The 22832-nt window shown below is 63.9% G+C and carries 15 protein-coding genes and 1 pseudogene; 8 read left to right on the top strand and 8 right to left on the bottom strand.

Features of this window, described 5'->3' with window-relative positions; all coding sequences use genetic code 11:
* Nucleotides 1-19: 19 nt before the first annotated feature.
* Nucleotides 20-2257 carry an excinuclease ABC subunit UvrB gene (gene uvrB / locus C7453_RS06570; RefSeq protein ID WP_114726759.1) on the bottom strand — a complete coding sequence of 746 codons (2238 nt, stop codon included), beginning with the start codon at nucleotides 2255-2257 and terminating at the stop codon, nucleotides 20-22.
* 122 nt (nucleotides 2258-2379) lie between these two features.
* On the opposite strand from uvrB, the gene C7453_RS06565 reads away from it, so the two are divergent.
* A complete protein-coding gene (locus tag C7453_RS06565) occupies nucleotides 2380-3207 on the top strand; it encodes an exonuclease domain-containing protein (protein ID WP_114726758.1) in 828 nt (275 codons plus the stop codon).
* Nucleotides 3208-3401: 194 nt separating this feature from the next.
* Nucleotides 3402-4355, top strand: a complete 954-nt coding sequence (locus C7453_RS06560; protein WP_114726757.1) for a crotonase/enoyl-CoA hydratase family protein — start codon at nucleotides 3402-3404, stop codon at nucleotides 4353-4355.
* A gap of 172 nt (nucleotides 4356-4527) precedes the next feature.
* Here C7453_RS06560 and C7453_RS06555 read toward each other — a convergent pair whose 3' ends face one another.
* The 4 genes from C7453_RS06555 to C7453_RS06540 form a co-directional block, all read right to left on the bottom strand.
* A complete protein-coding gene (locus C7453_RS06555; protein WP_114726756.1) occupies nucleotides 4528-7032 on the bottom strand; it encodes an ATP-binding protein in 2505 nt (834 codons plus the stop codon).
* Nucleotides 7033-7125: 93 nt separating this feature from the next.
* Nucleotides 7126-9255, bottom strand: coding sequence for a putative bifunctional diguanylate cyclase/phosphodiesterase (locus C7453_RS06550; RefSeq protein ID WP_114726755.1), 2130 nt, complete (start codon nucleotides 9253-9255; stop codon nucleotides 7126-7128).
* Between the two features lie 218 nt (nucleotides 9256-9473).
* Nucleotides 9474-10799 carry an ABC1 kinase family protein gene (locus C7453_RS06545; protein ID WP_174787940.1) on the bottom strand — a complete coding sequence of 442 codons (1326 nt, stop codon included), beginning with the start codon at nucleotides 10797-10799 and terminating at the stop codon, nucleotides 9474-9476.
* Between the two features lie 34 nt (nucleotides 10800-10833).
* On the bottom strand, nucleotides 10834-12672 hold the full coding sequence (locus C7453_RS06540; RefSeq protein ID WP_114726753.1) for a M3 family oligoendopeptidase: 1839 nt from the start codon (nucleotides 12670-12672) through the stop codon (nucleotides 10834-10836).
* A gap of 88 nt (nucleotides 12673-12760) precedes the next feature.
* On the opposite strand from C7453_RS06540, the pseudogene C7453_RS19330 reads away from it, so the two are divergent.
* Both C7453_RS19330 and C7453_RS06535 read left to right on the top strand, forming a co-directional pair.
* A pseudogene (locus C7453_RS19330) lies at nucleotides 12761-12944 on the top strand (IS5/IS1182 family transposase); the annotation flags it as partial.
* A 186-nt stretch (nucleotides 12945-13130) separates the two neighbouring features.
* On the top strand, nucleotides 13131-14372 hold the full coding sequence (locus tag C7453_RS06535; protein ID WP_245948888.1) for an MFS transporter: 1242 nt from the start codon (nucleotides 13131-13133) through the stop codon (nucleotides 14370-14372).
* Between the two features lie 36 nt (nucleotides 14373-14408).
* On the opposite strand, the gene C7453_RS06530 is transcribed toward C7453_RS06535, so the two are convergent.
* On the bottom strand, nucleotides 14409-16094 hold the full coding sequence (locus C7453_RS06530; RefSeq protein ID WP_114726751.1) for an NAD(P)/FAD-dependent oxidoreductase: 1686 nt from the start codon (nucleotides 16092-16094) through the stop codon (nucleotides 14409-14411).
* A 175-nt stretch (nucleotides 16095-16269) separates the two neighbouring features.
* Here C7453_RS06530 and C7453_RS06525 point away from each other — a divergent pair, with 175 nt between their 5' ends.
* The 3 genes from C7453_RS06525 to C7453_RS06515 all read left to right on the top strand — a co-directional run bounded on the left by C7453_RS06525 (nucleotide 16270) and on the right by C7453_RS06515 (nucleotide 19788).
* Entirely contained in the window at nucleotides 16270-17307 is a 1038-nt protein-coding gene (locus tag C7453_RS06525; protein ID WP_114726750.1) for a cation diffusion facilitator family transporter, read from the top strand.
* 4 nt (nucleotides 17308-17311) lie between these two features.
* Nucleotides 17312-18223: a cation diffusion facilitator family transporter gene (locus C7453_RS06520; RefSeq protein ID WP_114726749.1), complete on the top strand. Its 912-nt coding sequence runs from the start codon at nucleotides 17312-17314 to the stop codon at nucleotides 18221-18223.
* A gap of 194 nt (nucleotides 18224-18417) precedes the next feature.
* Nucleotides 18418-19788 (top strand): chloride channel protein, encoded by a 1371-nt coding sequence (locus tag C7453_RS06515; RefSeq protein ID WP_245948925.1) that lies wholly within the window; start codon nucleotides 18418-18420, stop codon nucleotides 19786-19788.
* 56 nt (nucleotides 19789-19844) lie between these two features.
* On the opposite strand, the gene C7453_RS06510 is transcribed toward C7453_RS06515, so the two are convergent.
* Nucleotides 19845-20912, bottom strand: a complete 1068-nt coding sequence (locus C7453_RS06510; protein ID WP_114726747.1) for a WD40 repeat domain-containing protein — start codon at nucleotides 20910-20912, stop codon at nucleotides 19845-19847.
* 5 nt (nucleotides 20913-20917) lie between these two features.
* Nucleotides 20918-21904, bottom strand: a complete 987-nt coding sequence (locus C7453_RS06505; RefSeq protein ID WP_114726746.1) for a CobW family GTP-binding protein — start codon at nucleotides 21902-21904, stop codon at nucleotides 20918-20920.
* Between the two features lie 441 nt (nucleotides 21905-22345).
* Between C7453_RS06505 and C7453_RS06500 the strand changes: the two genes are divergently transcribed.
* Nucleotides 22346-22831, top strand: a complete 486-nt coding sequence (locus C7453_RS06500; RefSeq protein WP_114726745.1) for a hypothetical protein — start codon at nucleotides 22346-22348, stop codon at nucleotides 22829-22831.
* The last annotated feature ends 1 nt before the right edge of the window (nucleotide 22832 follow it).

Genomic DNA, 22832 nt, shown 5'->3' with positions numbered 1-22832 from the left:
GTTCCCGTCCGTGTTCTCTCTAGCGTCCACCCCGCCGACGGCCACCGCGTCCCTTGGCGGGGTCATAACCGCCGCCGCCCGGCCCCAAGGGTTCGGGCCCTTGCCCTTTCCGCCGTGCTGGCCTGCCGGTGCTGCCGGCGACACCCGCGGTCGAAACCGGCACGGGCACCGGGTCCAGCCCCAGATCCAACGCCTCCAGCCGCTTGATTTCGTCGCGCAACCGCGCTGCGGTCTCGAATTCCAGGTCGGCCGCCGCCGCACGCATCCGCTTTTCCAGTTCCGCGATGCTACTGCCCAGATCCTTGCCGACGAATTCCGCCACATCAGCGTCCTTGGTCGGCGTAACGGTCACATAATCCTGCTCGAAGACAGAAGACAGCGCCTCGCCGATATGTTTGCGGACCGATTGCGGCGTGATCCCATGCTCGGCATTCCATTCCGACTGTTTCGCGCGCCGTCGCGCGGTTTCCTCGATCGCATAGCGCAGACTATCCGTCATGGTGTCGGCATACAGCAGCACCCGCCCGTCAATATTGCGCGCGGCCCGCCCGATGGTCTGGATCAGCGAGGTCCGCGATCGCAGGAAGCCCTCCTTGTCCGCATCCAGGATCGCCACCAGCGAGCATTCCGGAATATCCAGCCCCTCGCGCAGCAGGTTGATGCCGATCAGCACATCAAACGCCCCCAGGCGCAGGTCGCGGATAATTTCGATCCGCTCCAGCGTATCGACGTCGGAATGCAGGTAGCGGACCCGAATACCGGCCTCGTTCATGTAATCGGTCAGATCCTCGGCCATGCGCTTGGTCAGGGTCGTGACCAGCACCCTCCCTCCCGCCGCAATCGTCAGGCGGCATTCCGCCAGCAGATCGTCCACCTGCCGCTCCACCGGACGGATCTCGGTCACCGGGTCGATCAATCCTGTGGGGCGGATCACCTGCTCGGCAAACACCCCTCCCACACGCCCCATCTCCCAAGGCCCCGGCGTGGCGCTGACGAACACCGTCATCGGACGGAATTTGTCCCATTCCGCGAATTTCAGCGGCCGGTTATCGAGGCAGGACGGCAGCCGAAACCCGAATTCCGACAGGATAGACTTGCGCGCGAAATCCCCCCGCTCCATGCCGCCGATCTGCGGCACGGTCACGTGGCTTTCATCGACGATCAGCAGCGCATCCTCAGGCAGATATTCGAACAGGGTCGGCGGCGGATCTCCCGCCTTGCGACCGGAAAGGTAACGGGAATAGTTCTCGATCCCCTTGCAGACACCGGTGGTCTCGATCATCTCCAGGTCGAACGTGGTCCGCTGCTGCAACCGTTCGGCCTCCAGCAGTTTCCCCTCGGCGGTAAAATCCGCCAACCGCTGGCGCAGTTCATGCTTGATGCTGGTCACCGCCTGGGTCAGCGTCGGGCGCGGCGTCACATAATGGCTGTTGGCGTAGACACTGACCTCCTGCAGATCGCCGGTCTTGTCGCCCGTCAGTGGATCGAATTCGGTGATCGAGTCGATCTCGTCGCCGAACAGCGAAACCCGCCAGGCCCGGTCCTCGTTCTGCACCGGGAAAATATCGACGGTCTCGCCACGTACACGAAAGGTCCCGCGCTGGAAGGCGGCATCGTTACGACGATATTGCAGTTCGACCAGCGCCTTGACCAGTTTGTCGCGGTCGATCTCGCCCCCGGTTTCCAGCCGCACCACCATGCGCGAATAGGTCTCGACCGACCCGATACCGTAGATGCACGACACCGAGGCCACGATAATGACGTCGTTGCGCTCCAGCAGAGCCTGGGTCGCGGCATGGCGCATCCGGTCGATCTGCTCGTTGATCTGGCTGTCTTTCTCGATATACGTGTCCGAGCGCGGTACATAGGCTTCCGGCTGGTAGTAATCGTAGTAACTGACGAAATATTCTACCGCATTATCAGGGAAGAACTGCTTCATTTCACCATAAAGCTGCGCCGCCAAGGTCTTGTTCGGCGCCAGGATCAGCGTCGGCCGCTGGGTGGCCTCGATGATCTTCGCCATCGTGAAGGTCTTGCCCGACCCGGTCACGCCCAGCAGCACCTGGTCGCGCTCCCCCACCCCGACCCCGGCCACCAGTTCGGCGATTGCGCGGGGTTGGTCGCCCGCCGGCTCGTAGGGCGACTGGATGACCAGTCGCCGCGTCTTCTCCTTCGCCGGCTGGCGTTCGGGCTCGAAGGTCACGATCTCTTCCGACGGATCGGGACGGCGGGTCTTTTTGCGGGCGGGCGCGGGCATGGTTCAGGACTGTGGGGATCACCCGGCGCCAGCGCAAGAGCCATCGTGCGCGCATCAGCCCAAACGCCGGACAAGCCAATTCACTTTTGGCAACTGCCCGGCCAGTCCCCTAGACTGCCCTGATGCATGGTGACGAGCCCAATGCCCGGCCTTATGTCCGGGTCATCGATCTGGAAACCAGCGGCCGCGACGCCACGCAGGGCGGGATCGTCGAAATCGGCTGGCAGGACGTGGTGCGCACATCCGAAGGCTGGCAGGTGACGGAGGGGCCCCACGCATACCTGACCAATCCGGGCGGTCCCATTGCTCCATGGACCACGGCCATTCACCACATCACCGATCACGACGTACACGACGCACCACCCATCACCGCCGTCGCACCGGACATCCTGCGTCCACCGGCCCGTCCGCTTGCCTTCGCCGCCCACCGCGCCAGCTTCGAGCAGAACTGGCTGCGTGCGCTCCTGTCGCCCCGACTGATGGCCGGCACGGGGTGGATCTGTACCTACAAATGCGCGCTGCGCCTATGGCCCGACGAGCCCGGCCACTCCAACCAGGGTCTGCGCTATTCCCGTCGCCCGGCCGGGCTGGAAAAACATCTGGGCAATCCCGCCCACCGCGCCGCTCCCGATGCCTACGTCACGGCCCACCATCTGCGCGACATGCTGACGATGGCTCCGATCGAGCACTTGCTACTCTGGTCACGCCAACCGGCCCTTCTGGTGCGGGTCCCGCATGGCCCGCTACGCGGGCGCCGCATCCGGACCCTGGCCACGGAAGACCTGGACAGACTGCTGGCGAGCCCCCGCCCCATCGGGCCCGACATGGCGTTTACCCTGCGCTCCGAACGCGCCCGACGGAGCATGGACGAAGATACACCTCCCCCTTCGGGACAATTATCCCTGCCGTTTACCAAGGCCTCGGGCCTGAAAGACTCCGACCCGCCGTAGCCGGAAACAGTCCACAAGCACCGTCAGAGCAGAATAATCCATCAACAATATTCACTCTGCCGGTACAAGAAACGGGATCGATTCACTTGGTGATCGCCACGGCGCTCGACTGGCCGCTAGGCTCCACGACGAACCGAAACGCGCCCATCCATCCCACAGGGCGGCGTCTATCCGGTTCCGCACAGGAGAATGCCATGTCACTGCAATCCAGCCTTCGAGCCGTCACGCCCGCTTCCTCCAGCAACCCGGCCCACCTGGCGCCCGGCGGCGCCTTGCCCGATCAGGCCGCCCCCACCCTGGAGAGCCTGCCCCACGTAGAGATCCGACTCGATCATGCCGCAAAGACCTTATGGACCTTCATGCGGCCCAGCGGTCGCCCCAGCTTTTCGCCGTCCCTGCTGCGCGACCTGCATGCCGTGCAACAGGATATCCACCATCTGGCCGTTGAAACGGATGGTGCCCTGCCGTTTCGCAATATCGTCGTGGGATCACGGGTCGCCGGCATCTTCAATCTTGGCGGCGACCTGTCCCTGTTCGCCGAGAAAATCATGCAGGGTGACCGTAAAGGCCTGCGTCACTACGCCCATCATTGTGTCGATGTGGTCTTCGCCAACGCCGACGGCTACGGCCATGGCCTGACCACCATCGCACTGGTGCAGGGCGACGCACTCGGCGGCGGGTTCGAGGCGGCTCTGTCATGCGACGTCATCGTTGCCGAAAAACATGCCAAGTTCGGCCTGCCGGAGATCCTGTTCAACCTGTTCCCCGGCATGGGCGCATTCACATTGCTGTCGCGGCGCCTCAATCCCCGCATGGCCGAGAAAATCATCCTCAGCGGCCAGATGTATACGGCCATGGAATTGCATGAGATGGGCATCGTCGACGTCGTCGCCGAAACGGGAGAAGGCGAAGCCGCTGTCAGCGACTATCTGGCCCGCATCGGCAAGCGCCAGAATGCACATGATGCGATCCAGCACGTCAAGCGCATGGTCAATCCGATCAGCCATCAGGAACTACGCGACATTACCGATATCTGGGTCGATGCCGCGCTGAAGCTGACAGAGGCCGACCTCCGCAAGATGCTGCGCCTGGTCAACGCCCAGAACCGTCGCATCGCCACGCCGGAACCCAAGAGCGTCGCCAGCTAGAGCAGATCCTGTTTGAATGCGTGCATTCAAACAGGTGAAGATGCTTACAAAAACAATATACTAGAGCACTTCCACCGAACCGGTTTTCGGTGGAAATGCTCCAGGACGGCAGGAAAGAGCGTTCTCATCAGGCTTCATCCTGTTGAGAACGCTCGACTTCTCTGTCCGTTTTTCAGGGCAAGCCGCCCGCCGCCGGCACGGTCGCATAAGGCCGCAGCGCATCCTGCACCGCGTTCATCTCCAGCCGGATCGTCTTCAGATGCGCCTGCGGCCTTTCCGGCCCGTTCTGATGGGGAACGATCCGCCATTCATGACACAATGCCGCCAGTCGTTCCGCTCCGACATTGGCGGCGGCGCTGCGCAACGCATGCGCCTCATCCAGCAGGCGCTCCCGATCGGCCTCCTGCAGTGCCTGCGCCATTCGCCCGACAATCTCCTCGGCATCCCGCAGAAAATCGCCAATGACTTCGGCCCTGAAATGCGCGCCCCCCAGATCGAGCAGATCCTGCACCAACCTGCGATTGATGGTCGGAACCGGAAACGGCACCACCACGGCAGCGCCTCCGTCCTCAGACGGCTGGCCACCGGCCGGCAATCTGCCGACAGCATGCGATCGTCCGGCCTCGGAAGGCACCAGCGCCGCGATCGTCGATACCAGATCCTCAAGCATCACGGGCTTCAGCAGGAAAGCATTCATCCCGGCCTCGCGACATCGTTGCTGGGTTTCCGGCGTACCATCGGCCGTCAAAGCCACGATCGGAAGTGCCTCCACTCCTCCGACCTCGGAAAAGCGATGAAGCTTCGTGGCTTCGATCCCGTTCATGACCGGCATGTTCAGGTCCATCAGAACCAGATCGAACGACCGTTCCTGCAGGATATCGAGCGCTTCTTCCCCATTCGCCACAGCCTCCCATCGGTGCCCGACACGCGTCAGCAACCTGCACAGGATCTTCCGGTTCACGATATTATCCTCGACCACAAGGATCGAGAGCGAAGGGCCTGCGGCACGATCGGGTATAGCAGCATCCGGTTCGGACACGCCCCCTACGGGCATGGGCATGAAAGCCGAAGCAACGGCCAACGCCGTCACGATCGACCGGTCATCGGCATCGGCCGTCAACGTCGAAACGTACTCGCGCTGCGCGGCTTCGGACGCCAACTCCCCGGCACCGGCCGGCCGCAGCAACACCACCGGAACGACGGCCGGCAGATCCACCCGCTCCTCCGCAAGGTCGGTAAGCACGATATGCGGGCGCACGAGCCGTTCCAAAGCCTCAGCACTCCCCTCATCGGGAGACATGACGGTAATCCTTGCCCCAAGAGCCACCAGACGGGCATGCAGCGCATGATAACGATCGTACTGGTGCGTCCATAACAGCAGAGGTGGCAGATCCCTTCCGGTTTCGTCGCGCTCCCCCTGCGCAATCCCGAACGGCACGATAACACGAAACGTGCTGCCCTGCCCTTCCCGACTGCGCACACCGATCTCCCCTCCCATCAGCGTGACCAGTTGGCGGCAGATCGACAACCCCAGCCCAGCCCCGCCGAAGCGGTCGATCATGGTCGCATCCGCCTGGGTAAACGGCTCGAAAATCCGTTCCAGGGCAGCCTGGGGAATGCCGATACCGGTATCCATCACGGTGATCGCCAGACGGGTCCGTCCATCATTTTCGACAGGCTGGCCATCGACCGCAATGAGCACATGCCCGCTTTGCGTGAACTTGACCGCATTGCCAGCCAGGTTCAGCAGCACGTCCCGCAAGTGCTTTTCATCACCGACCAGCCAGAGCGGTGTGCGGGCAGTAACATGGCAGGTCAGCAGCAGCCCCTTTTCATGTGCTGCCACCCCCACGATGCGCCGGACCGCCTCCAGCACTCCCAGCACTCCAAAGGGCTGCATCTGCACAGGCATGCGCCCATTCTCGATCCGAACGAAATCCAGCAACCCCTCGACCATTCCCAGAAGAGACGTTCCCGCGATCCGTACCGTCTGCACCATCTCGTGCTGGTCGGAATCCAGCTTCGTGTCGTTCAGCAGGCGCGTCATGCCGATCATCGCATTCAACGGCGTGCGCAGTTCGTGACTGACACTGGCCAGGAACATCGTCTTCGCCTGGCTGGCCTCCTCCGCACGTCGCCTGAGATTGGACAGAAATCGGATCAGCGACGCCGAATAAAGCGGGACGACCAGCAGGCCCAGCGTCAGCCCCATCAGCAGATGCCCGGCATCCCGCCACACGGGCAACGCATGCACGGCCAGCGTAAACCCGCCTGCCGACATGACGGCAGCGGCCGTCAGGTAAGGCAGGCCGAACCGGAAGCCGTATCCCAGAATCGCCCAAAGATAGAGAGGATAAAAAGGAATGACGGCCACCCCGTCCAGATACATGCCAAACGAGAGGAAACCGATATCTCCTGTCATCTGGATAATCCGCCGCGCCGGCGAGGGACGCGGCCACGCGACAAGGGTCGCAGCGATTGCCAGACCGCCTGCAAGATACAGGGTCGCACAGACGATCGACCAGACGAACAGCGCCCGTGTCGCGAATCCACCATAAAGAAAGAGCCCGACGACATAGACCAGCAGGATGACGCCAATCACCAACCTGTTCAGAACAATCTGGTGCTCCCCATCGCCCCCGCGCCGCATACGCGCCAGCAGGTCACGTCCGCCCATCTGCTCCGCCCCTCAGGTTGCGCAACCCGGACAGCACGCACGCCGCCCGGAGGCACCGCACGACCCTGGTGCATACGCGCGATCCACGATGCCTCAACGCCCATCAGGTCGTTCGGTCGCCCCCTGACCGTCCGACACGGTCAGAACGCCGGCGCGCACCATTTGTTGGAACTTCTCGGCCGGAACCGGACGGCTGAACAGGAATCCCTGTGCCTGATCGCATCCCTGCTCCTTCAGCCACAGCAACTGGTCTTCGCGTTCTATGCCCTCCGCGATCACGCGAATATCCAGATTATTGCCCAGCGCGATGATCGCTTTGATGATCGCCCGGCTACTCGACGAAGAATCGATTTCCCGAACAAAGAGCGCATCGATCTTCAACCTACGGATCGGCATCGTCGTCAGATAAATCATTGACGCATAGCCCGTCCCGAAATCATCGATCGCCACGGAGACGCCCATGTCCTGCAACGCCGCCAGTTGCCGTCCCGCCACTTCGGGATTTTCGATCAATGCCGTCTCGGTCAGTTCCAGTTCAAGGAAGGCGGGGTCCAGGCCTGTTTCGGTAATTGCGTCCAGCACCAGTTTCTGAACATCGTGATGACGGAACAACATGCCGGACAGATTGACCGCAATGCGGATATTGATGCCCTCCCGCGCCCAGACGGTCCCCTGACGGCAGGCTTCACGCAACGACCAGACCGTCATCGGCACAATCAGCCCCGTTTCTTCGGCCAGCGGCAGAAAATGACCGGGATAAACCAGTTCTCCATCAGGCCGCACCCATCGGATCAGCGCCTCGACCCCCGTCACCATGCCCGATGCCAGGTCGATCTCGGGCTGATAATGCAACGTGAACGCGCCGTTCTCGGTCGCCTGACGCAATGCCTGCTCCAGGTCGGCCGCGACGGAAACCGCATGCTCCATTGCGGTTTCGAAAAAGGCATAATGCTGCAGGCCTTCGTTCTTGGCGCGATACATCGCCAGATCCGCACGCTTCAGCATCGTCTCGAACGTCAGGGCCGGATCGGGGGACAAGGCAATACCGACACTGGCGCCGACATTCATTACCAGGTCGCCCAGAATGAAGGGCGCAACAAAAACCCCGGTAATCTGCTCGGCCAGTTCGCCGGCATCGTTCATGTCGTCGACATCATGAAGAATGGCGAACTCATCGCCACCCAGACGGGCAATCAGGCCCGCATGCGGCAGAAGCGACTGCAGCCTGGCCGCTACCTGCCGTAGAAGCTGGTCCCCGATCGTATGGCCCTGCGTATCGTTGACACTCTTGAAACGATCCAGATCCAGCAGGAAAAAAGCGAAAGGCCGCTCGCTCTCCCCCGTCAGAAGCATCTGAGCATGTTTTTCCAGATGCGATCGATTGGGCAGGCCCGTCAGTTGATCGAAGTAGGCAAGATTATGTAACTCCCGCTCCGATTTCTTGCGATCCGTTATATCAAGCGAGGTCGTCAAGACATAACGCTCGCCGCTCGTATCGTCATAAAACGGAATCTTCGATGTCAGGAGGCTCCATCTCACCCCATGACGATCGACGAAATTTTCCTCGTAACGGGCTGTAGGCTCTCCGCACGCCAGAACCTGCCTGTCCAGTACCAATGCGGCCGCATCGTCGCAGCAGCTCTGTCGTCCGAGAATATTCTCGTGAAACTGGTTCACGAAAATATAGTTTCCATCGCGATCCGTGGCGCTGATCATGGCCGGCACGGTATCAATCACCTGCAGCAGCCGGTCGCGGCTACCGCGCAGCAGGTCGTCATGCGCCCGGCGGCTGCTGATCAGTTCCTCTTCCAGTTGCATGGCGCGAGAACGCACCCGCTTCTGGTACCAGCTCAACCGCAACAGGTTGCGGGCACGCGTCAGAAACTCGGTATGGTCGACCGGGCTCAGCAGAAAATCGGTCGCCCCCGCTTCGAGGGCACTCAGCCGATAATTACGATCCTCATAAGCCGTCACGACGACGACCGGCACATCATATCCCCAGTCGAGCGCGCGGATACGGGCGGTAAAGGCTGCCCCGTCCATCCGGGGCATCTTGTAGTCGGTAATGACCAGATCGGGCACCTGCTCGGTGGCGAACCAGTCCAGCGCCTCCTGTGGCGTCGCGAAGGTCTCAACCCGAATGTCGGCCCCGAGCGATGCCGCCAGCCTGGCAAAGATGGTCCGATTGGTCGAACGGTCGTCGACAATCACTATGAGCCGCATTCAAACCTCGAACCAACAGGACAGGGGGGCCGCTGCCCGTCTTCCTCTTCACGATAACATGATATCATCGCGTTTGAGAGACAAACCGCTCCAGGCGGGATCAGGTCAGGGCCCATCGTTCAGGACGCCCGAACGCATATCATCCGGCCATACCCCCTGCGGAGGAAGACATGGCCAGATCCGAGCAGGCAGAATCGAAGCTCTTCGCAAAGAGCCCTTCAGGCGGTGGGCGGCACGCCTGCCTGCCGCAGGACCTCCGCCTGCCGCGCCGCCAGCTTGGCAGAGTCGAAATCGGCAATCAGTTCCTGGAAAAGCCGATACCAGTTCAGCTTCGCTCCCAACCGCAGGAAGACGCTACCGAGACCGATCGCCGAACGATCCACCAGCACGAATTCGCGCGGCGGCCGCACGCCCCCGGTCTGTTTCAGGCCGGCATAAACCCGCTCGGCCACCACGCGGCCATATTGCGGGTCGTCATTCTCCTGGATCGCACGCACCCGATCCTGCATCAGCGGCTCGTAGATAAAGCGCGCCCACTCGTTCAGCACGCGCATCGTCTCGCGCGACATGTTGGTAAAGCCCCATGCCTGATAGGCATGATAGGCCAGATCCTCGTCATTGGTCTCCAGCGCGCGATACAGGTCGATGATCCCCTGAACGAACCTCGCCGGAAAGATCCGGATCGCGCCCATATCCAGCAGGTTCAGCCCATAATCGGGCCGCACCGTGAAATTGCCCATATGCGGGTCGCCATGGATCACGCCGTTGCGATAGAGCGGCACATACCAGGCATGGAACAGCGCCCGCGCCATGGCGTCGCGCTGCTCCTGCGCGGGGTCGGTATCCAGTACCGACTGCACGCCCCTGCCATCCAGCCAGTCCATCACCAGCAGCCGCCGCGTCGTCAGGTCCTCGACCGGCATCGGCACGCTGACGTCGGGGCATTCGGCCAGCATCAGGTTGTAAAGCCGCAGGTTCGCCGCCTCGCGCAGATAGTCGAGTTCCTCCTGCAACCGGGCCGTCAGCTCCACCAGCACATCATCCTGCTTGATCGTGCTGTCGATGCGATAATAGAGGCCCACCGCCATGCGGAACTGCCGCAGGTCGGAATCCACGGTCGCCTGCATGTCCGGATATTGCAGCTTGCACGCCACCCGGCGCCCGTCCGGCAGCACGGCCCGATGCACCTGCCCCAGACTGGCGGCCGCAGCGGCCTCATGCTCGAACGAGCGGAAACGCCGCTCCCAGTCGCGCCCCAGTTCCGCGGCCATGCGGCGGCGCACGAAGCTCCACCCCATCGGCGGCGCGTTGGCCTGAAGCTGCGCCAGTTCCGCCGCATATTCGTCCGGCAATGCACCGGGAATGGTGGAGAGAAGCTGCGCGCCCTTCATCAGCGGCCCCTTCAGGCCGCCGAGAACCGATTTCAGATCACCGGCATGGGTGGCGTGGTTGGTGCGCAGCCCCATCTTGTGGCCCGCGATGCGCGCGGCGATGCCGCCGACCGCGCCCGACGTCCGCACCATCCGGCGCAGTTCGCCGAACATGCCAGTATTGTCGAGATCCCGTTCCTCCGCCACGTCAGGCACGCTCCAGTTCGTCAATAAATCCGGCGATCACGTCCAGTCCCTTGCGCCAGAACCCGGGGTCCGCCGCGTCCAGCCCGAACGGCGCCAGCAATTCGCGATGTCGCATCGTGCCCCCCGCCCGCAGCATGTCCAGATATTTGTCCTGGAACCCCGCATGGCCGGAGGTGAACACGCCATACAACGCATTCACCAGGCAATCCCCGAATGCGTATGCATAGACATAGAACGGAGAATGGATGAAGTGCGGGACATAGGTCCAGTACACGTCATAATCCGGCGTAAAATTGAAGGCAGGCCCCAGGCTCTCGGTCTGCACCTGCCGCCAGATGGCGCCGATCCGCTCAGGCAGCAATTCGCCCGATTTCCGCTCGTCATGCACCAGGGTCTCGAAACGGTAGAATGCAATCTGCCGCACGACCGTATTGAGCATATCCTCGACCTTGCCCGCCAGCATCAGCCGCCGCCGCACCGGATCGGTCTCGGCATCCAGCAGCGCGCGGAAGGTCAGCATCTCGCCGAATACACTGGCCGTCTCGGCCAACGTCAACGGCGTCCCGGACATCAGGTACCCATGCGGCGCCGCCAGCACCTGATGCACCCCGTGGCCCAACTCATGCGCCAGCGTCATCACGTCCCGTGTGCGGCCATGATAATTCAGTAGCAGATACGGATGGACCGACGGCACGGTCGGGTGGGCAAACGCACCCGAAGCCTTGCCGGGCACCGGCGGCGCATCGATCCACGGATTGTCGAAAAACCGCCGGGCCACCGCCCCCATCCGCGGGTCGAACCCTTCATAGGCCGCAAGCACCTGCCGCGTGGCCTCATCCCAGGGAATGGTCCGCTCGTCGGCTGCCGGCAACGGAGCGTTACGGTCCCAATGTTCCAGCTTCTCCAGCCCCAGCCAGCGCGCCTTCATCGCGTAATAGCGATGCGACAGGCGCGGATAATCCTCCGTCACCGCCTGCACCAGCGCGTCGACGACCTCGTCTTCCACCATGTTGCTGCGATTGCGATAGGAACCAGGGCGCGCATAATGCCGCAGCGAGTCGGTAATCGACTTGTCCTTGGCCAGCGTGTTGGTGATCAGCGAGAACAGCTTGATATTGCCACCGAACACGCTGCCGATCGCCTTCGCCGCCCGCTCGCGCACCGCCCGGTCCTGATCCGACAGCCGATTCAGCGCCTCGCCCACCGTTAACTCCCGCCCGTCCAGCGGAATGCGCAACCCGGCCATCGTCTCATCGAACAACCGGCTCCACGCCGCAGCCCCCGTCACCGATTTCTCGTGCAGGACCTGTTCGATCTCGTCGGACAATTGATGCGGCCGGAAAACCCGCAGATCCCGCAGGAACGGCGCCCACACCGCCAGCGCCGGATCTGCCAGACGCGCGGACAATTCCTCATCCCCGATCCGGTTCAACTCCAGGGTGAAGAACAGCAGATGGCTGGAAATATCCGTCAGCCGCTCATTGATCGACTGCGAGAATCGCCCGATCCCGGCATCGGACGAATCGCCGGCAAACAGCAATTGCGCGTAGGATGCTGCCCGCCCCAGCACCTCGTCGATCCGCTGATATTCCCCAATCGCCTCGGCCAGCCCGGCCGGCGTGGCCGAGACCAGCCGCCCTTTCCAGGCAGCCGAAAAACCGGCGGCATCCGATTCAGCCTGTACCAGATCGGTGCGCAGCGCATCCGATTCTGGGCTCTCATACAGGTCTCGCAGATCCCAGCGCGGCAGGTCTCCGCCCCCCCCCACTGGCACTCCGCCATCGGCCCCCTGTCTCGCAGGGAGACCCATCGGGCCAAAGACGAGAGTCTGATGTGGCATTCGGTATGCTCCTCTATCGTCCCCGGCACCGTCATTTGGGGGCGATCCTACCCCAACATCTAACAGACTGCTCCCCACATGTCGCCGTTGGCGACCGTGGCAATTTCCCGCCTTCACAACCATGCAAGGCTATTTCCATCGGTGGATACGCGAGGGGCGATGAAAGGCCATGCACCATAATTCTCATAATCCTATCGCGAGGACAGGGAGGACGGGACGCCTCTCCTTCCGTGAGCTTTATCGACAGTAAGTGGGAGAAAACCGCCAGAAGTCTATGCAGAGGATGTTGATATCGTCCACCTCTGTCCGACGACACGCAACGTAGCGATGTCGAGCATGGAACACGGTCCATGGCAGATTGTCCGTAGCTTTCCCGGCTGTGCTACGGGTTGAGACCGTGCACAAAAATGGAAGCATTTGATGACACACTACACATTCTGGGCGTTCAGGCGTCGGGCATGAGCGGAACGAGGCCAGAGGGCAATCTGGGCAAGCGTGGCTGGTCACCTGTTGTCATCCTGCTGCTCGGTGTCGCGGGTATGCTCGATTTCATCGATCGGTTCGTGTTCTCAACGGCAAATGATGCGATCAAGCACGATCTGCATCTATCGGATGCCACGGTGGGGCTGCTGGGAGGGACCGCCTTCGCATTGCTCTACGGCGTGATGATCCTGCCGTTCGCGCTGATTTCCGATCGAGGGTTTGCGGCGCGCATGGCGTCGTTCGGCATTGCGCTGTGGAGTGTCGCAACCGCCCTGATGGGGCGCACGCATGGCATCGCCAGCATGGCGGCCGCCCGTGTGTGCGTGGGGTTGGGGCAGGCTGCGTTCTCGCCCTCATCCGCCGCGTTGAATGCGGCTTATTCGACTGCCGAGAAGCGCAGCACGTCGTTTTCGATTGCCTATGGGATATCCTATCTTGGATACATCATCGGGCTGGCAGGGGGCGGCTGGCTGGTGGAGCATGTCGGCTGGCGCATGACATTTACGGCAGTCGGGCTGGCAGGGATTCCGGTTGCGATCCTGATGGTTCTTTTCGTCCGCGAACCGCGCCTGCCGCATGTCGCGCGAAATGCGGAATCGTGGCGCGCATTGCTCGCCAACCGGCCGTTGCGCGACCTGCTGCTGTATGGTGTCACCAGTCAGGTCGTGACCTACGGCGTCACCTTGTGGGGCGTTTCCTTCTATATGCGGTCATTTGGCCTGTCATCTGGCCAGGCTGGCGCATGGTTCGGCATCGGTATCGGGATCGCAAGCGTGGTCGGGACGTTTCTCGGCGGCCCGATTGCCGACCGCGTGGCATCACGCTTCGGTTTTCGTGGAGCGATGCGGTTTGCCTTCTGGGCCTATCTCATTGCCCAACCGTTTCAGGTCATCCAGGTGCTGACGCATTCACTTGATCTGTCGCTGACGATGCTGGTGCTGACATCGACGCTTTCGGCCCTGTGCACCGGGCCGATTTACGGGGCGATCCCCAGCGTGGTTCCGGCGCATCGCCGGGCAGCCGCGGTGGGGATGTACGCGCTACTGGCCAATGCGATCGGCATCGGGCTTGGCCCACCGCTCTTCGGATGGATCAGCGATATGCTGACACCGCATTTCGGTGCCGATGCCCTGCGCATGTCGCTGCTGGTGGCCGCCATTCTCAGTTTCTGGCCGGCGGTGCATCTCTTCCTGTTACAACGCCGGTTCGGGAAATAGCCGATCTACGCACCCTTCGTCGGTCAGGCGGGAAGACTACTGGGCCTGGGCAGCGCGGGTCATGGTCTGGCGGATTAGCCCGTCCACTGGCCGGCCCGCCATGGTCAGGGCTACGGCTTCGGCCACGCGGATGCCGTCGATGGCCGCCGACAGGATGCCACCGGCATAGCCCGCCCCCTCGCCCGCCGGATACAGGCCGGCGACGTTGGTGCATTGCCCGTCGGGGCCGCGCGGGATGCGCAGTGGCGAGGATGTGCGGGTTTCCACCCCCGTCAGCACCGCGTCCGCCATGTCGAACCCGTCAAGCTGTCCGCCGAATGCGGCCAGTGCCTCACGCATCGCCAACACCACGAAATCCGGCAGGCAGGTGGCGAGGTCGGTCGGCGTGACGCCGGGGCGATAACTGGGCTCGACCGTGCCGAGATGGGTGGAGGGCCGGCCGGCGAGGAAGTCGCCGACACGCTGCGCGGGTGCGCGGTAGTTGCCCCCGCCCGCGAGAAACGCCTGACGCTCCCAATGCCGCTGGAAGGCGATGCCGGCCAGCGGGCCGCCGGGGTAGTCGGCCTCGGGCGTCACGCCGACCACGATCCCGGCATTGGCGTTGCGCTCGGCACGGGAATATTGGCTCATGCCGTTGGTGACCACGCGCCCTTCCTCCGAGGTCGCGGCCACCACCGTGCCGCCGGGGCACATGCAGAAGGAATAGACCGCGCGCCCATTGGATGCATGATGCACCAGCCGATAATCTGCCGCCCCCAGCAGCGGATTGCCCGCCTGCGCGCCGAACCGTGCTGCGTCGATCACCGACTGCGGATGTTCGATCCGCACGCCGATTGAAAAGGGCTTGGCCTCCATCGCCACGCCATGGCCATGCAGCATCGTGAACGTATCGCGCGCGCTGTGGCCGACCGCGAGCACGACATGATCGGCCGCGATCTCCTCGCCATCGGCCAGGCGCAGCCCCGCGACCCGTCGCGCGCCCGTTTCATCGGTGGCCAGCAGGATATCCTCGACGCGGGTATCGAACCGGTAGGTGCCGCCCAGCGCCTCGATCTCGGCGCGGATATGCTCGACCATCGACACAAGGCGAAAGGTGCCGATATGCGGTTTGGAGAGATACAGGATCTCTTCCGGCGCGCCCGCCTTGACGAATTCATGCAGCACCTTGCGCCCGTAATGGCGCGGATCGCTGACCTGGCTGTATAATTTGCCGTCGGAGAACGTGCCGGCACCGCCTTCGCCGAACTGCACGTTGCTCTCGGGCGTCAGCACCGATTTACGCCACAGCGCGAAGGTATCGACGGTGCGCTCGCGCACCACCTTGCCCCGTTCCAGGATCAGCGGGCGCAGGCCCATCTGTGCCAGCAGCAGCCCGGCCAGCAGGCCGCACGGCCCTGCCCCGATCACCACCGGGCGGCGATAACCCAGCCGGTCGGCAAAATCCGCGCCGTCGCGCAGGACGAAATGATATTCGGTGTCGGGCGCGACGCCGACATGCGGCGTGCCGGCCAGCCGCGCCAGGACGGCGTGCTCGTTCCGTACCGCGCAATCGACCGTATAGACCAGCGTGATCGCCGCTCGTCGCCGCGCGTCGTAACCGCGACGGAAGATCGTATGGTTCAGCAGGTCTTCGCCCGCGATGCCCAGCCGGCGCACGATTTCCGCCATCAGCGCGTCGGGCTGATGGTCGAGAGGAAGCCTGATTTCGGTCAATCGGATCATGCGGGGCGGAGCATCCGTTTGCGGGATTACGGGAGTGTACAAAGGCGGCCGGAGCGACCGGCAACCATGCGCCGTGCCTTATCACGACCGGTTGCCATGACGAAAGAACGCGGGACTGGCCCCCGGCGCAATGCTTCTGATAGAGAGAGCCGCCGTTCGAGGAGAACCTGCATCCATGGCCCATTCGCACGATTCCTCATCCGCGCACGGGCATGCCGGGCCGAACGGGGCGCACGCCTGCAACCATGACCATGACCATGACCATGACCATGACCATGACCATGACCATGACCATGACCATGACCATCATGGACATCACGGGCATGGGCATGTCCATGCGCCCGCGTCGTTCGGCGCCGCCTTCGCCTGGGGGATCGGGCTCAACCTTGTCTATGTGATCGCCGAGGCCGCCTGGGGCGTTACCTCCCACGCGCTGGCCCTGCTGGCCGATGCGGGGCACAACCTGTCCGACGTGCTGGCACTGGCGGCGGCGTGGCTGGCGCATACGCTGTCGAAGCGCGCGCCCAGTGCCGAATTTACCTACGGGCTGCGGCGGTCCTCGATCCTCGCGGCGCTGGGCAATGCCGTGGCGCTGCTGCTGGTGACCGGCGGCATCGTCTGGGAATCGATCCTGCGCCTGATCGAACCCACGGCCGTTCCGGGTGGCACGGTCATGGCCGTGGCGGCGGGGGGCATCGTGGTCAATGGTGCGACGACTCTGCTGTTCGCCCATGGCGGCGACGACCTGAACATTCGCGGCGCCTTCCTGCACATGCTGGCCGATACGGTGATGTCGGCCGGCGTCGTCGTCGCGGGGGCGGTCATCTACTATACCGGCTGGGTCCGGCTGGACCCGATCGTGGGCCTGGCGCTGTCCTGCGCCATCGTCGCCGGCACGTGGTCGCTGCTGCGCGATTCGCTGGACATGGCGCTGGACCGCGTGCCCCGCAGCATCGACCGCACGGGCGTGGAAGCCTATCTGCGTGCCCTGCCGGGCGTGGAGGACCTGCACGACCTGCATATCTGGCCGATCAGCACCACCGAGACCGCATTGACCGTCCATCTGGTCTGCGCCACCCCGGCCGACGATACGCTGTTGAGCGACGCGACCGACACGTTGCGCACCCGCTTCAGCATCGGCCACCCGACCTTCCAGATCGAGACCCTGTCCTACGCCACCCGCTGCGTGCTGGCCGACGCGAACGTACCCTGACCCCATGCCCGAGATCAGGACACCCGACATCAGCAAGACCGCGCTGGCCTGGACCAGTCTTGGCGTCAGCATCGCGGCACTGGGCCTGAAATACGCGGCGTGGCGCGTCACCGGTTCGATCGCACTCTATTCCGATGCGGTCGAGACGATCATCAATGTCGTGGCCGCCCTAACGGGCCTGTGGGCGCTGCATATCGCCAGCCTGCCGGCGGACGAGAACCATACCTACGGCCATTACAAGGCCGAATATCTCTCGGCCGTGGCCGAGGGCGTGCTGGTGCTGGTCACGGCCTTCGTCATCGGCCGCGAGGCCTGGATCGACTGGCAGCATCCCAGCCTGCCCGACGCGCCGCTGCTGGGCATCGCGCTGAACGGTTCGGCCGGTGTGCTGAACCTGGCGTGGGCGCTGGTGTTGCTGCGGGCGGGGCGCGCGAAACGCTCGCCTACCCTGATCGCGGCCGGCCAGCATGTCATGTCCGATGTCTGGACCACTGTCGGGCTGGTGGGCGGCTTCATCCTGATTCCGCTGACAGGCTGGCCGTGGATCGACCCGCTGCTGGCGGGGCTGATCGCGCTGAATGTGCTGCGGGTGGGCTGGGGCATGATGCGCGAATCCATCGCCGGCCTGATGGACGAAGCCCCCGCCGCCGAGACGCTGGAGACGATCCGCCAGGTCATCGCCGCCAGCGGACACGGCGCGATCGAGGCGCACGATCTGCGCGCCCGGATCGTCGGCGCCATGGCCTTCGTGGAATTTCACCTCGTCGTGCCCGGTGGCATGAGCGTGGATGCCGCGCACGATATCTGCGACCGGATCGAGGCCGCGCTGCGCGCGCGCGTCGGCGAGGCCCTGATCCACATCCATGTCGAACCGGAACGCAAGGCCAAGCATTGCGGGATCGCGATCCCGCGCTAGTTCCCTTGTGTCGATGACAACACAGCCTCCCTCTCCGGTCGCGGATAAGGACACGGTTCCTATGGAAACGGCCGACATATACGGAGTAAAGGGCGGTACGTAATCGCCATCGCCTCTCCGATAAGGTTCGGGGAAGCTACTGTCCTGGACGCCCGACGATGAAAACCGACCTGACCGAGCTGCGCATCCGTCATATGCGACATCTGCGCCGTTCCGCCCGGGTCACGACCGCGCAATGGCGCCGCAAGATCGTCTACTGGGCGGCCGCGGTGCTGGTCGGCGTGGTGGCGGTCGGCTTCGCGACGGCGGCGGATAGCGCGGCCGCGCTCCGGACCCGGCTGATCGCGTGGGACCCGTGGATCATGCTGGCGCTGACACCCGCCGGGCTGGCCCTGTCGACCTGGCTGACGCGGACGTGGTTCCGCGGTGCCCAGGGTTCGGGCATTCCGCAGACGATCGCCGCCCTGCATCTGGAAAATTTCACCATCGTCGACCGGCTGCTGTCGCTGCGTATCGCCTTCGGTAAGATCCTGCTGACCACGCTGGGCCTGCTGGCCGGTGCCTCGATCGGGCGCGAAGGGCCGACGGTACAGGTCGGTGCGGCCATCATGCATAATTTCGGGCGGTGGCTTAACCTGTCCACGGTCAGCGTCCGGCGCGGACTGATCCTGGCCGGCGGGGCGTCCGGCGTATCGGCGGCCTTCAATACGCCGCTGGGCGGCATCGTGTTCGCGATCGAGGAACTGAGCCATTCCTTCGAACAGCGCACCAGCGGCACGATGCTGACCGGCGTGATCCTGTCGGGTGTCACCGCCATCGCGCTGGTCGGCAATTACACCTATTTCGGCCATACCGACGTCGTCGTCCCGATCGGCATAAGCTGGATGGCGGTGCTGACCTGCGGCATTCTGGGCGGCATCAGCGGCGGTGTGTTTTCGGCCATCCTGATCCGGACCTCGCAGCATGGCCTGCCGGGCATCCTTGGCCGGTTCGTGGTCCGCCGGCCGATCGCCTTCGCCGCGAGCTGCGGCCTGGTGCTGGCCATTCTCGGGATCGCTTCGGGCGGGATCACCTACGGCACGGGCTATCTTCAGGCGCGCGAGATCATCGCCGGGCAGACAAGCTATCCGGCCTCGTTCTTCATCCTGAAATACATTGCCACCATCGTATCATACTGTTCGGGCATTCCGGGCGGGCTGTTCGCGCCGTCTCTGGCCATCGGGGCGGGCATCGGCGGCTGGGTCGCGCAGTTCCTGCCGCACACCACGCCCGGCGCGGTGGTCCTTCTGGGCACCGTGGCCTATTTCTCGGCCGTGGTGCAGGCGCCGCTGACGGCGAGCGTGATCGTGATGGAGATGTCGGACAACCAGCAGGTGACGCTGGCGCTGCTCGCCACGTCGTTCCTCGCCTATGCCGTCTCCCGCATGATCTGCTCCCGCTCGCTCTATAGCGCACTGGCCGAGAAATTCCTCTCGGTGGTGGAACAGGCGCCGCCGGCCGAAGCGCCGAAACCCGAGGGGGGCACCGCCTTGCCCGCCCCGACCAGCGGCGAACGCGCTTCGTGAACGAGGGACGCTGAAAAGAGGCGCGCCCGCTTGCCAGCGGGCACGCCCAACAGCCTCTAGCGGGCTGCCAGATCCACGATCCCGATCGCGCCATCCTCGGTCCCGAATGCCAGGCCGGTGCCGTCGGGGCTGAAGGCCAGCGCCGAGATCGCCCCGCCGCCGGCATCGCGCACCGGCAGGACCTTCTGCGCCGCAGCATCCTCCAGCAGGATCGTGCCGTCGACAAAGCCTGCGGCCACGATCTCATGCACCGGATGGCACGCCACGCGCCGGCAGATCACGCCGGGCATTCCGGCCAGTTCGACCGGTGCCTTGCCCATCGGGCCACCGCCGAAGAACGGCCACATCACCACGCTGTCCGCCCCGCTGGTCACCAGCCATTTGCCGGTGCGCGAAAACGCCATCGACTGCACCTTGGCCGGATAGCCGCTCATGCGCATGTTGTGCCCGTCGGCCAGCCGCCAGCCATGCAGTTCGTTTTCCTGCATGCTGGTCACCAGCGCATCGCCGCCCGGATGGATGATGATGCCGGTATGGCTGCCCTTCCAGTCCAGCCGCCTCGGATTGTCGATCTTGGCCTGTACGAACCACATCGACGCCCCGTTATAGTGCGACGTCGCCACCCGCTTGCCCTTGGCATCGAAGGTCAGGCCGCTGACGGTGGAGGGATGTTCCAGCACCTTCAGCGTCGTCGTGCCGGCAGCATCGCGCAGTTCGACCTGCTTGCCGGAGGCAAAGGCGATCACGCCCGATTTCGGCGTGCCCTTGGCGTCGATCCAGGTGGTGACATGCTCGATCCAGCGCCGGCCGCGCACCAGGTCGGTCACCGCGCCGTCCGCGCCGATCCGGCGCAGCGTGGAATCGTCGCCGCCGGTCAGAAAGCCGCTCGGCGCGGCGTCCGGCGCCAGGCAGAGGATCGCGCCGTCATGCACCGTCTGCACCTGCCACGCGGCGGCGTTGGCGAAATCCTCGCGCGCCGCCAGCACCACATCCCCCTCGGCGGTGGCGAAGGCGAACTGGTTGCTGTCGCGCGACGCCACGCAGCCGATGACATGGCCATCGAGCGTGCGCGTGGCGCCCCGCCGTTCGAGCAGTCCGGCCGGGGCCCCGCTCTCGGTCTGCATACCCGTCATCGTGCGCGGCAGCTTTCGAAACCGCGACGCAGGCGCGGGCGGTTGAGGTTGCGGCCGATCATCACCAGGCGGGATTCCTTCTTCTCGCCCTCTTTCCACGGCCCGATGAACCCGCCATCGGCCATCATGTGCACGGCCTGGAAGGCGAAACGCCGGTCCTCGCCCTCATAGTTCATGATGCCCTTGGCCCGCAGGATGTCCGCCCCCTGCTCCTGAAGCACCGCGCCGATCCATGCCTGGAATTTGGCGGCATCCAGGGGTTCTTCCACCACATAGGAGACCGAGGTCACGTTCTCCTCATGCGAATGGCTGGTGTCCTCCAGGAAGTGCGGCGCATGTTCCAGCGCCCGCGCCAGGTCGAACCCGCCCTGGTCCAGCACCTCGGCCAGCGCCACATTGCCGCGCTGGGCACGATGCAGGCGGGCGACCGGGTTGATGGTGCGGATGCGCGCCTCGATGGCAGCCAGCGTCGCCTCGTCCGCCAGATCGGTCTTGTTCACGATGATCACATCAGCGAAGGCGATCTGGTTCACCGCCTCGGGGCTTTCCTCCAGCGTCTGCACCATGTTCAGCGCATCGACCACGGTCACGACCGCATCCAGCCGCGTCTTGCCGCGCACATCCTCGTCGACGAAGAAAGTCTGCGCGACGGGTGCCGGATCGGCCAGCCCCGTGGTCTCGACGATGATGCCGTCGAACTTCGTGCGCCGCTTCATCAGGCTGCCCAGGATGCGGATCAGGTCACCCCGCACGGTGCAGCAGATGCAGCCATTGTTCATTTCGAACACTTCCTCGTCGGCATCCACCACGAGGTCGTTATCCACACCCAGTTCGCCGAACTCGTTGATCACGACGGCGTATTTCCGCCCGTGTTCGGCCGTCAGGATATGATTGAGCAGCGTCGTCTTTCCGGCACCGAGAAAGCCGGTCAGCACCGTGACCGGCACCAGCCCGTCGCCGGTCGCCGCTTGGGTCTCAGACATGTCGTCTCCTGTCCATGCGTCCATATTCGCTTCAGCATATAGGCGTCCCCGCGCGTCCATCCCATCCCCCGTGTGAAGGGAAACGGCGCGCACCCTGCCGACGCCCCCACTCCGCACCGAGCGCCATTAACCACCTGTCAACGATTCTTCCGAACACTCGGGGATCTTCAAGGGATAGAACGATGCCCGTTTCCTCCGTCACCACCCAGACCGGCACCTAATTCTTCGGCCGACATCGCGGAAGGCGAAATCGTCTTCGTCACCATCTCCGGCCAGCCGGATCGGGCCGAGGCATCATCGGACATCGTCACGCTGTCGCAGGCAGGCCTGGCTTTTCTAACCGGCTCGTCTACCCATGGGGAAAGCAGCCAGTCCTCGTCACAGACGGCGCTCGCGCGGCTGGATCAGGATATCCAGTCCAGCAGGCAAACCATCCGGGCCATGGCCGAACAATGGGTCGATCGCCTCACCGCGCAGATCCGGCAATTGATGCTCATGGAGGCCTTCACGTCGCCGAAGGCCCTGGCCGGCGAACTGGCGCAACTCGCCCATCAGCTTGCGGTCGCCGTGCAACAATATGCGCAGAATCAGGGATCGGCCCCCAGCCTTGCCAACATCGGCGCCATGGTCACGACCGCGCCGCAGGCCACGGCGCAGCCCCCCGCGCAGGACGATCAGAGCACTCCGGATGTTCCAGACCAGACCGCTTCCCCCGATCCCGCATCCGGAAGCACTTCGCAGACCGGACAAGGTGCCACGGCAACAAACGACAATCAGGCTTTCCGGCAGAGCGTGCGGACGCTGGCAAAGCAGATGGAATCCCTGCTCCATGCAGCAAGGCACCATCTGAAGAAACAACCGGATAGCGACATCCAGGCCGCCCAACGTGCCCTGAACGAGGTCGAACAGACCCTGCCGCAGTTATAGA

It is taken from the genome of Gluconacetobacter liquefaciens, assembly GCF_003350405.1.
Taxonomy (GTDB): Bacteria; Pseudomonadota; Alphaproteobacteria; order Acetobacterales; family Acetobacteraceae; genus Gluconacetobacter; species Gluconacetobacter liquefaciens.
The sequence above is the reverse complement of the archived record's forward strand: the minus strand, read 5'-3'. Positions and strand labels throughout refer to the sequence as shown.